The sequence below is a fragment of the Cellulomonas pakistanensis genome (assembly GCF_016862755.1).
Taxonomy (GTDB): Bacteria; Actinomycetota; Actinomycetes; order Actinomycetales; family Cellulomonadaceae; genus Cellulomonas; species Cellulomonas pakistanensis.
The window spans coordinates 1-15,263 of sequence record NZ_BONO01000038.1; the positions used below are offsets into that span (position 1 = coordinate 1).

At 76.1% G+C, this 15,263-nt stretch carries 10 protein-coding genes; 2 read left to right on the top strand and 8 right to left on the bottom strand.

Translation table 11 applies throughout. The features are described from left to right. Positions 1–359: 359 nt before the first annotated feature. The 3 genes from Cpa01nite_RS17830 to Cpa01nite_RS17840 are packed head-to-tail and all read right to left on the bottom strand — an operon-like array spanning position 360 to position 5,061. The gene (locus Cpa01nite_RS17830; protein ID WP_203670212.1) at positions 360–1,352 is read right to left on the bottom strand and encodes an NAD-dependent epimerase/dehydratase family protein; all 993 of its coding nucleotides are present in this window, start codon (positions 1,350–1,352) and stop codon (positions 360–362) included. After that, positions 1,349–4,042 carry an alpha/beta fold hydrolase gene (locus Cpa01nite_RS17835; RefSeq protein ID WP_203670213.1) on the bottom strand — a complete coding sequence of 898 codons (2,694 nt, stop codon included), beginning with the start codon at positions 4,040–4,042 and terminating at the stop codon, positions 1,349–1,351. Before Cpa01nite_RS17835 ends, Cpa01nite_RS17830 begins: the two co-directional genes overlap by 4 nt. Further along, positions 4,039–5,061, bottom strand: coding sequence for a 3-oxoacyl-ACP synthase III (locus tag Cpa01nite_RS17840; RefSeq protein ID WP_203670214.1), 1,023 nt, complete (start codon positions 5,059–5,061; stop codon positions 4,039–4,041). Before Cpa01nite_RS17840 ends, Cpa01nite_RS17835 begins: the two co-directional genes overlap by 4 nt. Before the next feature lie 278 nt (positions 5,062–5,339). Here Cpa01nite_RS17840 and Cpa01nite_RS17845 point away from each other — a divergent pair, with 278 nt between their 5' ends. Then, on the top strand, positions 5,340–6,173 hold the full coding sequence (locus Cpa01nite_RS17845; protein WP_203670215.1) for a sulfurtransferase: 834 nt from the start codon (positions 5,340–5,342) through the stop codon (positions 6,171–6,173). Positions 6,174–6,176: 3 nt separating this feature from the next. Here the strand turns inward: Cpa01nite_RS17845 and Cpa01nite_RS17850 are convergent, their stop codons facing one another. The 4 genes from Cpa01nite_RS17850 to tkt all read right to left on the bottom strand — a co-directional run bounded on the left by Cpa01nite_RS17850 (position 6,177) and on the right by tkt (position 10,986). Beyond that, entirely contained in the window at positions 6,177–6,893 is a 717-nt protein-coding gene (locus Cpa01nite_RS17850; RefSeq protein WP_239068907.1) for a DUF5701 family protein, read from the bottom strand. Positions 6,894–6,979: 86 nt separating this feature from the next. After that, positions 6,980–8,089, bottom strand: coding sequence for a non-homologous end-joining DNA ligase (ligD, locus tag Cpa01nite_RS17855; RefSeq protein ID WP_203670216.1), 1,110 nt, complete (start codon positions 8,087–8,089; stop codon positions 6,980–6,982). 58 nt (positions 8,090–8,147) lie between these two features. Continuing rightward, positions 8,148–8,600, bottom strand: coding sequence for a class Ib ribonucleoside-diphosphate reductase assembly flavoprotein NrdI (gene nrdI, locus Cpa01nite_RS17860; RefSeq protein ID WP_203670229.1), 453 nt, complete (start codon positions 8,598–8,600; stop codon positions 8,148–8,150). Between the two features lie 220 nt (positions 8,601–8,820). Beyond that, entirely contained in the window at positions 8,821–10,986 is a 2,166-nt protein-coding gene (gene tkt, locus Cpa01nite_RS17865; RefSeq protein ID WP_203670217.1) for a transketolase, read from the bottom strand. A gap of 298 nt (positions 10,987–11,284) precedes the next feature. Between tkt and Cpa01nite_RS17870 the strand changes: the two genes are divergently transcribed. Next, on the top strand, positions 11,285–13,876 hold the full coding sequence (locus tag Cpa01nite_RS17870; protein WP_203670230.1) for a phosphoenolpyruvate carboxylase: 2,592 nt from the start codon (positions 11,285–11,287) through the stop codon (positions 13,874–13,876). A gap of 73 nt (positions 13,877–13,949) precedes the next feature. Here Cpa01nite_RS17870 and Cpa01nite_RS17875 read toward each other — a convergent pair whose 3' ends face one another. After that, complete coding sequence (locus tag Cpa01nite_RS17875) at positions 13,950–15,158, bottom strand: cobalamin-independent methionine synthase II family protein (protein WP_203670218.1); 1,209 nt, start codon at positions 15,156–15,158, stop codon at positions 13,950–13,952. Between the last annotated feature and the right edge of the window lie 105 nt (positions 15,159–15,263).

A 15,263-nucleotide genomic window follows, 5' to 3' on the forward strand; every position in this document is an offset into this window, starting at 1 on the left:
CTGGGAGAGGAGAGGTGCTTCCCGGGAGTGCGTACGCGGTGTCGCCTGGGAGAGGAGAGGTGCTTCCCGGGAGTGCGTACGCGGTGTCGCTGGGCCGCGCAACGGTTCGCTCGGACGTGCGGACGCCGTGTGCGCGGGGCCGCTCCGGGGGCTGCGGGGTGCTGCCCGGGCGCGCGTACGCCGTGTGCGAGGTGGCCACGGTGTCCACGCCGCGCGGCGAAGGTCCCGGCCCGCCGGATGACGCGGTGTCCATCACCGCGCGCGCCGCGGAGACCACGCGGCTCTCGCCCCGGCGCTCGGCTCGCGGCGCCTCCCGTCCCGGCCTCGGCGCTCGGCCCTGCCCGATCGGCGCGGACCGCTCAGGCCCGGGCGCCGCCGTAGTGCGCCGCGAGGCGCTCGAAGCCCTCGTCCAGGGTGACCGCCGGCGTCCAGCGCAGGTCCGCCCGCGTGGCCCGCTGGTCGAACCAGTGCGCCGTCGACAGCTGCTCGGCGAGGAACCGGGTCATCGGCGGCTCGTCGGTGCCGGGGCGCAGCCGCCAGACGGCCTCGACGACGCCGCCCGCGGCGCGCGCCAGGCGCGCCGGCACCCGCCAGGCCGGCGGGCGCACCCCGCCCGCGCGGCAGATGCCCGCCAGCAGGTCGGCGACGGTCCGGGGCTCGCCGTTGGTCAGCACGTACGCGTTCCCGTGCACCTCCGGGGCGTCGGCCCGGTCGAGCGCCGCGACGATGCCGTCCGCCGCGTTGTCGACGTAGGTCGTGTCGATCAGCGCGGCGCCCTGGTCGAGCAGCGGCAGCCGCCCGCGGGAGGCCCGGTCGAGGACCCGCTCCACGAGCTGGGTGTCCCCGGGCCCCCACACCAGGTGCGGTCGCACCGCGACGACGGCGAGGCCCCCGTCCGCCGCGCGGTCCCGGTCGAGCGCGAGCAGCTCGGCCGCCGCCTTCGTCCGGGCGTAGTCGCCGCGCGCGTGCGCCGGGTCCGCGGGCTCGGCGCCGACGCCGACCAGCGACGACCCGCCGTGCGCGACCGACGGGGAGGACACCTGCACGAACCGCCGGACGCCCGCGCGCTCGGCCGCGTCGAGCAGCGTCGTGGTGCCGCCGATGTTGACGGCGTCGAACTCCTCGCGCGGCCCCGCCAGCGACACCCGGGCCGCCAGGTGCACGACGGCGTCCACGCCGTCCAGCGCGCCGGCCACCGCCGCCGCGTCGGTCACGGAGCCCGCGACGTCCCGCGCGCCCGGCACGCCGGACGGGCGCCGCTGCAGGGTGCGGACGTCGTCGCCGCGCGCCGCCAGCACGCGGGCGACGGCGCCGCCGAGCAGGCCCGAGGCTCCGGTCACCAGGACGGTCACGGCGCGCCGACCGTCCCGCCGGACAGCACCCGCCCGGCCCAGCCGGCCAGCCGCGTGCGGTCGATCTTCGAGTTGTGCCGCACGTCGGTGGGCATGCGCGGCGCGACCAGCACGGCCGCGAGCGGCACGGGCGACGCGGCGCGGACCGCCTCCGCCAGCCCGGCCGGCGCGAGCCCGGCCCGGCGCGGGGCGTCGTCGGCCGGCGGCTCGACGACCGCCACGGCCTGCTGCACGCCCGCCGGCCCGACGCCGACGACGGCCGCGCGCCGGACGCCGGCCACGGTCTCCACGTGCTGCTCCGGGCCCACCGGCGCCAGCGGGCCGTCGGGCGTGACGAGCACGTGCGCGAGCCGGCCCTCGATCCACAGCAGGCCCTCGGCGTCCAGGTGGCCGACGTCGCCCGTGCGGTGCCAGCGGCCCGCGGGCACGTCGCGCTCGGCGGCCCGGTCCGTCAGCCACAGCCGGTCGTAGTGCGCCTTGAGGTGCGGGGCGCTGATCAGCACCTCGCCCAGCACGCCCGGGGCGTCCGACGGCGCCCCGGTGGCGGCGCCGTCCGCGTCGAGCGCGCTGACCAGGACCCGGCCGGGCCCGACCGGGCGGCCGACGCACACGCCCGCGTCCGGCGCGGAGGCCGCGGCGCGGATGCCGTCGAGCGTGATGTCGGTGACCAGCAGGCACTCGGTCATGCCGTAGGGCGTGTGCGCGTCCGCGGCGGGCATCAGCGCGGCCGCGGAGCCGAGCAGCTCGGCGCTGATGGGCGCGCCGGTCGACAGGAACGTGCGGACGCGGCCGAGGGCGGCGCGGTCGTCGGGACCGAGCTCGTCCGCGGTGGCGACCACGTTGAGGATCGCCGCCGGGGACAGGAACACGATGCCGGCGTCGGAGGCGCGCACGGCGTCGGCGACGGCCCGGGCGGTCAGCGTGCGCGGCGCGGAGACGTCCATGTCGGGCGTCACCGAGCGGGTGCCCAGGGCGGGGCCGAGCAGCGCGAACGGCGCGAAGCCGGTCACCAGGCCGCTGTCGGGGCCGACCTCGAAGTGCGCGCCCAGCACGTCCCGGAGCGCCGACAGCTGGGCGTGCGTGTAGACGACGCCCTTGGCGGGTCCGGTGGACCCGGAGGTGAACAGGATCGCGGCCTCGTCCGCCGCGTCGGGCTCGGGCGGCAGCACCTCGTCGCGGCCCGCGTCCGCGACGTCGAGCAGCAGGTGGTCGACGCCGAGCGCGCGGCGGGCGGCGGGGCCCAGCGGGTCGGCGGCGATCCGCACGCCGGGCCAGCCGAGCGCGCGGGCCGCCGTGAGCCCCTTCGTCTGGCCGACCACCCAGTCCGGCTGCGCGCCGCGCTGCGCCCGGGTCAGGCCGCGCGGGCCGAGCCCGGCGTCGGCGACCACGACCACGGCGCCGATCCGCAGGCAGGCGTACACGAGCGCGGTCAGCGTCGGCCCGGGCTGCACGAGCAGCGACACCCGGTCGCCGCGCCGCACGCCGGTCCGGTGCAGGCCCGCGGCGATCCGGCGGACCTGGCGGGCGAGCAGCCGCCAGGAGACGGTGCGCGGGCCGCCCTCGGCGGCCATGTCGAGCACGGCGGGGCCGGGGTCGTCGGCGCGGGCGTCCAGCCGGTCCCACAGCGGCGTCCACGGGGCGCCGGCGTCGGCGGGCGACGCGGCGGCGGCGGTCGGCTCGCCCGGCACCTCCCCGCGCGGCGCGTCGTCGCGCAGCACCTCCTCGCCCAGCCAGCCGAGCAGCGGGCGGGCCCAGTCGACGTCCTCGGCGACCAGGTGCCCGGCGCCCTCGTGGCGGTGCACGCGGGCGTGCGGCAGCCGGTCGAGCAGGTCGTCCAGGTACCGGTCGCGGAACACCGGGTCGCGCGGCCCCCACTGCAGCAGGGCGGGGACCTCCAGCGCCGCGACGCCGGCGGCGATGCGGCGCAGCTCGGGAGCGCTGGGGTGCGTGCTCACGCCGGGGATGTCGGCGACGAAGCCCTCGATCCCGGCGCGGTCGTCGGCGTGCCGGTACGGGGCGCGGAACGCGTCGGCGACCTCCCGCGGCAGCGGCGGGTGCGCCAGCGCGAGCGTCGTCTCCAGGAACGCGCGCGTGGTGGAGGTCGCCAGGCGCAGCACCGGCCCGGCGGTGGCCGCGCGCAGCGGGGCGGGGATCGGCTCGTCGTCCGGGTGCGCGATCGCCGTGTTGAGCAGCGCGACGCCGGCGAGCAGGTCGGGGTGGTCGACGGCCCAGCCCAGGGCGACGACGCCGCCCCAGTCGTGCCCGAGCACCACGACCGGCCCGGTCAGCCCGAGCGCGGTGGTGAACGCGTCGAGGTCGCGCACCCGCTCGGGCAGCGTGCGGTGCCGCCCGGTGCGCGCGGAGAAGCCCATGTCGAGCTGGTCGACCGCGACGACCCGCCAGGCGGGGCCGCCCGCGGCCGCGGCGTCGAGCGTCGCCGGGACCAGCGACCGCCACAGGTACGACCAGGTCGGGTTGCCGTGCACCGCGAGGATCGTGCCGACCGGCGTCAGCCCGCGCGCGGCGAGCTCCGGGCCGGTGTCGAGGTGGTGCCAGGCGGGCTCGCCGACGCCGAGGCCGGTGTCCGGCGCGCCGGCGGGCAGCGGCAGCAGCCGGCTGGACCGCGGGTCGAGGCCGGGCAGCCCGGCGGGCGGGAGGGACGCAGGACGGACGCGGAGCGGGGCGGTCACCAGGCGAGCTCCATCATCGCGGTGTTGATGCCCGAGCCGACGCCCATGAGCAGGACGCGGTCGCCGGACCGCAGGGAGTGCTGCTCCTCGACCAGCGTGATCGGGACCGACGCGGGGCCGACGTTGCCGAGGTGCGGGAAGGTCGTGGGGACGCGCTTGCGGTTCAGGCCGACGGCCTTGACGATCGCGTCGGTGTGCACGCGGGACACCTGGTGCGTGATGTACCGGTCCATCGAGGCCCAGTCCCAGTCGCGCTGCGCCTCGTGCCACGCGTCGACGACGAGCTCGAGCCCGCCCTCGAGCAGCGCGCGGGCGTCGGTGATCATCGCGTCCGCGCTGCCGACGCACAGGTCGTGGAACTTCGTCGCCGCGCGCGTCACGCCGCCGAGGACCCGGTGCCCGCCCGGGTTCTCGTCGGTCCGGCCGAGCACCGCCGCCGCCGAGCCGGAGCCGAGCGTCAGCGTCGCGAACTCGTCCATGAAGTCCTCGCGCCCGACCTCCGGGCGCAGGAGCCGCTCGACGGTGGTGCGCTGGATGTCGTCGGCGTCCTCGCCGTTGACCACGATCGCGTACCGGATCTGGCCGGACTCGATCATCGTCGCCGCCAGGCTCATGCCGTTGATGAAGCCGAGGCAGGCGTTCGCCACGTCGAAGTTCACCGCGTGGCTGCCGAGCCCGATGCCGTGGTGCAGCCGCACGGCGACCGACGGCTCCAGGTGCTTGCGGGTCACCGACGTGTTGATCAGCAGCCCGACGTCGCCCGGGTTCACGCCCGCCTCGCGCAGCGCCGCCGTGCCCGCGGCGATCGTCGCGGTGTCGGCGTCCTCGCCGGGCCCCCAGTTCCGGCGCTCCTCCACCCCCGCGACGCGCTCCAGGACCGTCCGCGGCAGCCGCAGCCGGCGCAGGGCCGACCCGAGGCGCTCGGAGATCTCGGCGGACGTGGTGATGCGGCTGGGCAGCCGGCTCGCGACGGAGAGCAGCGAGACGTTGCCGAACCGGGTGGTGGCGTTACCGGACACACGGGCTCCAGACGGGCGACAGGACGAGCGGGGGCTCGCGGCGTACTGAGGAGGTCAGCATGCTGCAACTGGCCCCGACGCGCGCCACGAGGGTGCTGGTGCGACGGAGCGGACCTCTGGTGCCGGGGGTCCGGGGCGGGGCACCACGAGGGGAACGACCGCGCGACGGCGCGGGTTCCGGGGCCCCGGGGTGGCGTCGGACACGTCCGCCCCGGCCCGGCCGCCGCCGGGGTGCCGTCCCTGGTCGCGGGGCCGTCCCCGCCCGTAGGTTGGGCGCCATGACCGACGTGCTCGTGACCGCCGCCGACCTCGCCCGCGAGCTGGCCGGGCCGACCCCGCCGCGGCTGCTGGACGTCCGCTGGGCGCTGGGCGGCCCACCGGGGGTCGAGGCGTACCGCGCGGGCCACCTCCCGGGGGCCGTGTACGTCGACCTCGACACCGAGCTCGCCGCTCCGCCGAGCGCCGCCGCCGGCCGGCACCCGCTGCCCGACGTGGCCGACCTGCAGGCCGCCGCCCGCCGCTGGGGCCTGCGCGCGGGCGAGCCGGTCGTGGTCTACGACGACTCCGGCGCCACCTCGGCGGCCCGCGCCTGGTGGCTGCTGCGCTGGGCGGGGGTCGCGGACGTGCGGATCCTGGACGGCGGCCTGCCGGCGTGGGTCGCGGCCGGCAGCGCGGTCGAGGCCGGCGACGTCGCGGCGGAGCCCGGGGACGTGACGCTGACCGGCGGGCACCTGCCGGTGCTCGACGCCGACGAGGCGGGCCGGTGGGCCGAGGACGGCGTGCTGCTCGACGCCCGCGCGGCCGAGCGGTACCGCGGCGAGGTCGAGCCCGTCGACCCGCGGGCCGGCCACATCCCGGGCGCCGTGAGCGCGCCGACCGCCGACAACCTGGGCGCCGACGGCCGGTTCCGCCCGGTCGACGAGCTCACCGCCCGGTTCGCCGCCCTCGGCGCGGCCGAGGGCGGCGAGGTCGCCGTGTACTGCGGCTCGGGCGTCACGGCCGCGCACCAGGCGGCCGCGCTCGTCATGGCCGGGCGCACCCCGGTGCTGTACCCGGGCTCGTGGTCCCAGTGGTCGAGCGACCCGGACCGCCCGGTCGCGACGGGGGAGTGACCGTCAGCCCGCAGTCCGGCCGCCGGCGGACGCCGCGCCGAGCCAGGTGTGCGGGTTGCGGTCCCAGCACCAGCCGAGCTTCGGGCGGCGCTCGCTGATCCACACCGCCGGCACCCGCTGGTTCGCCGCGCGGGAGCCCATCAGCGAGAAGCACCGGTTGGGCCGCAGCATGTCGGGGCGGAGGGCGACCAGGGCGATGCCCTCGGCGACGGTCAGCGGGGTCCGGCCCCGCCCGCGCACGGTGGCGAGCGCGTCCTCGGGCCGCACGCCGCAGAACTCCGTCCCGGTGTCGACGTCGAGCAGCAGGTACGGCGTCGCCGGGATCTCCAGGTCGGGCAGCGGCAGGTAGCCCGCCATCTCGTCGTCGTCGATCACGCTGACGCCCGGGCGCGCGCCGCGGCGCAGGGCGGGCACGGCCGCGTTGGCGTGCGCGACCCCTCCGTCGAGGACGAGCACGAACGGCACGTGATCGTCGCTGTCGACCGCCGACGGCGCGTCCGCGGCCCCGGCGGCGAGGGCGGCGCGCAGCGGGGCGACCGCGGCGTCGAGGGCCTCGGCGGACAGGCCGTGCACGGCGGCGAGGCCCAGGTCGAGGACGGCGCGGACCTGGCGGTCCAGCTCGGCGACGGCGGGGGCGCCGGGGACGAACGGCTCCGGAGCGCGGTCGGCGGCGGCGACGGTGGGCCAGGTCGGGTCGGGGGCGATGACGGGGACGGGCACGGGGAGCTCCTCGCGGTCGACGGCCGGGAGGGGCTGAACGCCCGGCGCGTCGGGCGAGTTCCCGGGCGGTGGCGCCCGAGAGGGGCTCAGTCCTCCGCCGGCCCCTTCGGGCGGTCGCGGTCCTTGCTCGGCTGCACCCGCTTCGGCTCGCCGGGCATCTTCGGGTACTCCGGCGGGTACGGCAGGTCGCCGAGGTCGTGGTCGCGCTCGTCCTTGGCGGCGAGCTCGAGCAGCCCGTCGAGCGACCCCGGGGCGACCGCGTCGGTGCCGTCCGCGGGCGCGGTCCGCGCGACCAGCGGCGCGAACAGGTCGCCGACCTCCGCGAACCGGGCCGGCATCGTCGTCACGTCGAAGTCGTCCGGGTGCACGTCGGCGACCTCCTCCCAGCGCAGCGGGGCGGAGACGGTGGCGCGGCGGTTGGGGCGCACGGAGTACGCGGACGCGATCGTGCGGTCGCGGGCCATCTGGTTGTAGTCCACGAAGATCGTCTCGCCGCGCTCCTCCTTCCACCACTTCGTCGTGACCTGCCCGGGCAGCCGGCGCTCGAGCTCGCGGCCGACGGCGATGGTCGCGCGGCGGCACTGCGTGAAGGACCAGCGCGGCTCGATCGGCACGAAGATGTGGATGCCGCGGCCGCCGGAGGTCTTGGGGAACCCGGTCAGCCCGTGCTCCGCGAGGACCTCCCGGACGTGCGGCGCCACCCGCGCGGCGTCGTCGAAGGTGGTGCCGGGCTGCGGGTCCAGGTCGATCCGGAGCTGGTCCGGGGCCTCGACGTCGGCGCGCGTCACGGGCCACGGGTGGAACGTCAGCGTGCCGAGGTTCGCGGCCCACGCGACGACGGCGAGCTCGGTCGGCGTCACCTCGTCCGCGGTCCGCCCGGACGGGAACGTGATGGTCGTCGACTCGACGTAGTCGGGCGCGCCCTGGGGGACCCGCTTCTGGAAGAACGCGTCGCCCTTGTTGTCCATCCGGGTGGACAGCCTCGCCCCCTCGAACCAGCCGCGCGGCCAGCGCTCCAGGGTCGTCGGCCGGTCGCGCAGCGCGCCGAGGATGCCGTCGCCGACGCTCACGAAGTACCGGACGACGTCGATCTTGGTCAGGCCGCGGTCCGGGAAGTAGACCTTGTCGGGGTTGGAAACCCGCACGGTGCGGCCGCGCACCTCGATCTCCTCGGCGGGCACCTTCGACGGGCTCATGGCCACACGCTAGGGCCGACCGCCCACGCGCGCACCCACCCGGGCGGGACGACCCAGGTCAGGCGGCCGGCGCACCGCCCGCGCCGTCCGCACCGCCGCGGGCGGCCAGCGCGGCGTCCAGGTCCGCGAGGACCCGGCGGCACTCCTCGACGTCCCACGGCGTCCCGGCGATCTCGAACTCGAACAGCACCGGCCGCCCGGAGCGGGCCGCGACGTCCCGCGCGGCGTGCTGGTAGTACCGGCCGAAGTTCCGGTTGCCGCTGCCGATCACGCCGACCAGGCGGCGGCGGTTCACGGGGGAGCGCAGGAACCGGCGCACGGCCTCGGGGATGGTGTCGTTGGCCTCGTTGCCGGTCTTGTACGAGGGCGTGAGCAGCACCCAGGGCCCGTCCGCCTCCGACTGCCGGACCTCGCGCCGGGACAGGTCGAGCACCGGCCGCTCGAGCCGCTCCGCGAACGACCGCACCAGACCGGAGGCGGAGGAGTAGTAGTACACCGGGGTCTGCCGCACGCTCACCCTCCGACCCTCCCCGCCTCGCCGCCCGCGCCGCGGGGACCTACGTCCCGAGCGCTCCATGGTCGAGCGCCTCACCGAGATGGCAACTCTCGGCTGCGAGCTCGCACCCGCGCACAGCCGAGAGCTGCCATCTCGGCGGGGGTTCCGGGCCCGGGTACGCGAACGGCCGGGCACCCCCTGCGGGGTGCCCGGCCGTCAGCGCGTCAGCAGCGGGTCAGAGCTGGTCGCCCGTGCCGCTCTCCGACGGGGCGCTCGCCTCGTTGGCCGGGGTGTCGTCCCCGCGGGCCGCCGCGATGGACTCGTGCGCGGCCGCGACCACGGCGTCCGCCGTGATGCCGAACTCCTCGTACAGCGTCTCGTACGCCGCCGAGGCGCCGTAGTGCTCGAGCGACACGGCGCGGCCGGCGTCGCCGAGGATCTTCCACCAGGACAGCGCGATGCCGGCCTCGACGGAGACGCGGGCCTTCACCGAGGACGGGAGCACCGACTCGCGGTAGGCCTCGTCCTGCTCGGCGAACCACTCGAGCGACGGCGCGGACACCACGCGGGTCGGGACGCCGGCGGCCTCGAGGGTCTCCCGGGCCGCGACGGCCAGCTGCACCTCGGAGCCGGTGCCGATGAGGATGACCTCCGGCGTGCCGGAGGACGCCTCGAGCAGCACGTACGCGCCGCGGGCGACGCCCTCGGCGGACGCGAAGCCCTCCTCGCCGCGGGGGAACGTCGGGACGTTCTGCCGCGTGAGGATGAGCGCGGCGGGGCCGTCGGTGCGCTCGAGGATCGCCTTCCACGCCTGCGCCGTCTCGTTGGCGTCGGCGGGGCGGACGACCGCGAGGCCCGGGATGGCGCGCACGGCGGTGAGGTGCTCGACCGGCTGGTGGGTCGGGCCGTCCTCGCCGAGGCCGATCGAGTCGTGCGTCCACACGTAGATCGCCGGCACGCCCATGAGCGAGGCCAGGCGGACGGCGCCGCGCATGTAGTCGGAGAACGTGAAGAACGTGCCGCCGTACGGGCGGGTCAGGCCGTGCAGGGCGATGCCGGACAGGATCGCGCCCATGCCGTGCTCGCGGATGCCGAAGTGCAGCGTGCGGCCGTACTGGTCGCCCGCGAACTCGTGGGTGGAGCGCTCGGCCGGGATGAAGGACGGCTCGCCCTTCATCGTGGTGTTGTTCGAGCCGGCGAGGTCGGCGGAGCCGCCCCACAGCTCGGGCAGCACCGGCGCGAGGGCGCCGAGGACCTCCCCGGAGGCGGCGCGGGTGGCGACGGCCTTGCCGGCGGAGAACGTCGGCAGGACGTCGGCCCAGCCCTCGGGCAGCTTGCCGGCGCGCAGGCGCTCGAGCAGCTCGGCGCGCTCCGGGTTCGCGTCGCGCCAGGCGTCGAAGCCCTTGCTCCACTCGGCCTTGGCGGCGGCGCCGCGCTCGAGGGCCTTGCGGGTGTGCGCGATGACCTCGGGGGCCACGTCGAACGTCTTCTCGGGGTCGAAGCCGACAGCCTCCTTGAGGCCGCGGACCTCGTCGGTGCCGAGCTTGGAGCCGTGCGAGCCGTGGGTGTTCTGCTTGGTCGGCGACGGCCAGGCGATGATGGTGCGCAGGCCGATGAACGACGGGCGGTCGGTGACGGCCTTGGCCGCCTCGATCGCGGCGTGCAGCGCGTCCACGTTCTCCGTGTACTCGCCGCCCTCGGTCCAGTCGACGAACTGCACGTGCCAGCCGTAGGCCTCGTAGCGCTTGAGGACGTCCTCGGTGAACGCGATCTCGGTGTCGCCCTCGATCGAGATGTGGTTGTCGTCCCAGATCGCGATGAGGTTGCCGAGCTTCTGCGTGCCGGCGATGGACGACGCCTCGGAGGACACGCCCTCCTGCAGGTCGCCGTCCGAGCAGATCGTGTAGACGAAGTGGTCGAACGGGCTGGTGCCCGCCGGGGCCTCGGGGTCGAGCAGGCCGCGCTCGCGGCGCGCCGCCATCGCGAAGCCGACCGCCGACGAGATGCCCTGGCCGAGCGGGCCGGTGGTGATCTCGACGCCGTCGGTGTGCTTGTACTCGGGGTGGCCCGGGGTCTTGGAGCCCCAGGTGCGCAGCGCCTCGATGTCCTCGAGCTCCAGGCCGAAGCCGGCGAGGTACAGCTGGATGTACTGGGTCAGCGACGAGTGGCCCGCCGACAGGATGAACCGGTCGCGGCCCAGCCAGTGCGGGTCCGCCGGGTCGTGCCGCAGCACGTTCTGGTAGAGCAGGTACGCGGCCGGGGCCAGGCTGATCGCCGTCCCGGGGTGGCCGTTGCCGACCTTCTCGACCGCGTCCGCGGCCAGGACACGCACCGTGTCGACAGCCTTGACGTCGAGCTCGGTCCAGCCGACCTGCTGGGCCACAGGAGCCTTCGCGTTCACCGCACCTCATTTCCGCCCGGACCTCGGCGGCCCGGATCATCGGGGGTTGCTGCTCGCCCGGTCGCGGAGGCGGCCGGCCGCGGGCACTGCCACCGAGCCTAGACTCCCGCGCGCGTCGTGCAGGACAGGAGGCCGGGCCGTCCGGCGGGTGGGACGGATAACCGACAGGCGGACAGCCGTCTCGGGCGTCGGACGGTTGACCTAGTCTTGACCCGTGACCGACCCCCAGCCCTCGCTCGAGGCCCGCCGCGGCCTCGCGCGCCACGAGGTCCCCGACCCGTTGCGCAACGACGTCCGGATGCTCGGCGAGTTCCTCGGCCGCGTCATCCGCGAGTCCGGCGGCGACGACCTGTTCGACGACGTGGAGCGCGTCCGCGCGCTGACCATCCAGGCCCACGACGAGCAGGACCTGACCGCGCTCTCGGAGGCGGAGGAGCTCGTCGGCTCCTTCTCCATCGAGCGCGCGCAGCAGGTCGCCCGCGCGTTCACCTGCTACTTCCACCTGGCGAACCTCGCCGAGGAGCACCACCGCGTCCGGGTGCTGCGCGCCCGCGAGGCGGAGCTGCCCGCGGGCGAGCTCATGCAGGACGACTCCCTGCCGGCGGCGGTCGACGCCCTGGCGCAGGAGGTCGGGCGCGACGAGGCCGTCCGCCGCCTGCAGGAGCTCGAGTTCCGCCCCGTGCTGACCGCCCACCCGACCGAGGCCCGGCGCCGGTCGGTGTCCCGGGCGATCCGGCGCATCTCCGACCTGCTGGCCGAGCGCGACGCGCTGGCCGCCGGCGGGACCTCCCGCGCGGAGAACGACCGCCGCATCCTCGAGGAGATCGACACGCTGTGGCGCACGTCGCCGCTGCGCGCCCAGAAGCCGACGGTGCTGGACGAGGTCCGCACCGTGATGAACATCTTCGACACCACGCTGTTCGAGACGTTCCCGACCGTCTACCGCCGCCTGGACGACTGGCTGTCCGGCGCGGGCGCGGGGCGCCAGGCGCCGGCGGTCCGCCCGTTCGTCCGCCTCGGGTCGTGGATCGGCGGCGACCGCGACGGCAACCCCAACGTCACCGCCGAGGTGACCCGGGCCGCGGCTGCGCTGGCCAGCGAGCACGTGCTGACCGCGCTGGAGGAGTCCGCGCGCCGGATCTCGGCCAAGCTCACGCTCGACGACACCGGCACCCCGGCCAGCGCCGAGCTCACCGCGCTGTGGCACCGCCAGCGGGACCTCTCCGAGGACGCCGCGACCAAGGCCGCCGCCGAGGTGAAGCACCAGCCGCACCGCCGGGCGCTGCGCATGGTCGCCGAGCGGCTCGCCGCCACCCGCCGCCGGGACGCCGACCTGTCCTATGCCGGCCCGGAGGAGGTGCTGGCCGACCTCGACGTCGTGCAGCGCTCGCTCGCGGCCGCCGGCGCCACCCGCGTCGGCTACGGCGACCTGCAGAAGCTCATCTGGCAGGTGCAGACCTTCGGGTTCCACCTGGCCGAGCTCGAGGTCCGCCAGCACTCCCAGGTGCACGCCGCGGCGCTCGCGGACATCGAGGCGAAGGGCCTGGACGGCGACCTGGAGCCGCGGACGGTCGAGGTGCTCGACACCTACCGCGCGATCGGCGCCGTGCAGCGCCGGTACGGCGTCGCCGCCGCGCGCCGGTACATCGTGTCGTTCACGCAGGCGCCGGAGCACCTGGCCGCGGTCTACCGGCTCGCGGAGCTGGTGTTCCCGGACCCGGCGACCCGCCCGGTGATCGACGCGATCCCGCTGTTCGAGACCTTCGCCGACCTCGAGGCGAGCGTCGACATCCTCGAGTCGATGCTGACGCTGCCGGCGGTCCAGCAGCGGCTGGCCGAGAACGGCCGGCGGGTCGAGGTCATGCTCGGCTACTCGGACTCGTCCAAGGACGTCGGCCCGGTGGCCGCGACCCTGGCGCTCGACGTCGCGCAGAGCCGGATCGCCCGGTGGGCCGGCACCCACGACATCAGCCTCACGCTGTTCCACGGCCGCGGCGGCGCCCTCGGCCGCGGCGGCGGCCCCGCGAACCGCGCGGTGCTGGCCCAGCCCCCGGGCTCGGTCGACGGCCGGTTCAAGCTGACCGAGCAGGGCGAGGTCATCTTCGCCCGGTACGGCAACCCGACGATCGGCGCGCGGCACATCGAGCAGGTCGCCGCGGCCACCCTGCTGGCCGGCGCCCCGTCGACCGAGCAGCGCAACGCCGCCGCGACCGAGCGGTTCGCCGGCCTGGCGTCCGCGCTGGACGCGTCGTCCCGCACCCGGTTCTACGAGCTGGTGCGCGCCCCGGGCTTCCCGCAGTGGTTCGCCCAGGTCACCCCGCTGGAGGAGATCGGCCTGCTGCCGATCGGCTCCCGCCCGGCCCGCCGCGGCCTGTCCGTCGAGTCGCTGGACGACCTGCGGGCGATCCCGTGGGTGTTCTCCTGGTCGCAGGCACGCACCAACCTGGCCGGCTGGTTCGGCCTCGGCACGGCGCTCGCCTCGGTCGGCGACCTGGCCGAGCTGCAGGCGGCGTACGCCGAGTGGCCGCTGTTCAGCACGATGATCGACAACGTCGAGATGTCGCTGGCCAAGACGGACGACCGGCTGGCCGAGCGCTACCTCGCGCTGGGCGACCGCGACGACCTGGCGCAGCTCGTGCTCGAGGAGATGGCGCTGACCCGGCAGTGGGTGCTCGCGATCACCGGGTCCGAGCGCGTGCTGTCCCGCCGCCGGATCCTCGGCCGCGCCGTCCAGCTGCGCAGCCCCTACGTGGACGCGCTGTCGCTGCTGCAGATCCGGGCGCTGCGCGCGCTGCGGACGGGGGAGTCGCAGGACCACGTCGAGGAGAACAAGCGGCTGCTGCTGCTCACCGTCAACGGCGTGGCCGCCGGCCTGCAGAACACCGGCTGACCGGCCCGGCCCCGGACGCGACGACGGCCCGGCACCCCTCGCGGGTGCCGGGCCGTCGTGCGTGCGGAGCGGGTCAGCCCCAGAGGCGCTTCGTGGCGATCTCCGCGCCCTGCACCAGGGTCTCGAGCTTGGCCCACGCGATCTGGTGGTGGATCCGTCCGCCGAGGCCGCAGTCGGTCGCCGCGACGACGTTCTCGCGGCCGACCAGGTTCGCGAACCGCTCGATGCGGTCGGCGACGAGCTCGGGGTGCTCCACGACGTTGGTCGCGTGCGACACCACGCCGGGGAGGATCAGCTTGCCCTCGGGCAGCTGCACGTCCTCCCAGACCCGCCACTCGTGCTCGTGCCGCACGTTGGCGGCCTCGAACGAGTACGCGCCCGCGTTGACCTTGAGCATCGTGCGGACGATGTCGGCCATCGGCAGGTCGGTCGTGTGCGGGCCGTGCCAGGAGCCCCAGCACAGGTGGTACCGGATCTGGTCCTCCGGCAGCCCGCGCAGCGCGTGGTTGAGCGCCTCGACGCGGAGCTCCGTGAACCTCACGTAGTCCTCGACGGTCGGCTCCGGGGTGATCTGGTCCCAGTTCTCGGCCATCGAGGGGTCGTCGATCTGCAGCACCAGGCCGGCCTCGATGATCGCGACGTACTCCTCGCGCATCGCGTCGGCGAGCGCCCAGACGTACTCCTCGTCGGTCGCGTAGTAGTCGTTGTCCATCCGGGCGGCGGAGGCGGGCGCGATCGAGGTGACGAAGCCCTCCTGCGCGCCGGCGACGTCGAGCGCGGCCCGGAGGTTCGCGGCGTCCTGCGCGACGGCGTCCTGGCCGGTGTACGTCACCGGGGCCACCGCGGTCGGGAACGGCTTGGGGTCGCCGCCGTGGAACACGCCGCTGGTCGGGTCGGCGTACGCCTCCTCGAACCGGGCGCGGTCGCGGCGCCGGCCGAAGCCGGTCACCTTGACGTCGCCGGGGCCGGACTGGACGTCCTTGAAGATCCAGGACGCGCCGTCGCGCAGCTCCAGGCCGCCGAGGCGCTGGAACGAGTAGGACCACCAGGCGCCGTAGTCGATGGCGCTGCTCATGGCCTTGCCGAACTCGCCGTCGCCCGGGACGTCGATGCCCAGGTCGACCTGGCGCTGCACGAGCCCGGTGACCGCGTCGCGGAGCAGGCCCGCGTAGTCGCCGGCGTCCTGGCCGGCCTCGCGGGCGGCGTTCGCGGCGATGAGCTCCGGCGTGCGCGGCAGGCTGCCGGCGTGGCTGGTCAGGATGTGGTCGGTGCTGCGGATCATCGGGTCTCCCGGGTCGGCGGTGGTGCGCGGCTCATCCTCGCACCGCAGCGGCAGGGGGGTGGCGGAGGTTCGAGGGGTGGGTCGTCGTGCCGACGCGGCCGTGCG

Coding starts and splice junctions, on each gene's coding strand:
- ligD (WP_203670216.1), bottom strand. CDS start 8,089: ATGAGCCCGTCGAAGGTGCCCGCCGAGGAGATCGAGGTGCGCGGCCGC.
- Cpa01nite_RS17870 (WP_203670230.1), top strand. CDS start 11,285: ATGCTCGGCGAGTTCCTCGGCCGCGTCATCCGCGAGTCCGGCGGCGAC.
- Cpa01nite_RS17845 (WP_203670215.1), top strand. CDS start 5,340: ATGACCGACGTGCTCGTGACCGCCGCCGACCTCGCCCGCGAGCTGGCC.
- Cpa01nite_RS17875 (WP_203670218.1), bottom strand. CDS start 15,158: ATGATCCGCAGCACCGACCACATCCTGACCAGCCACGCCGGCAGCCTG.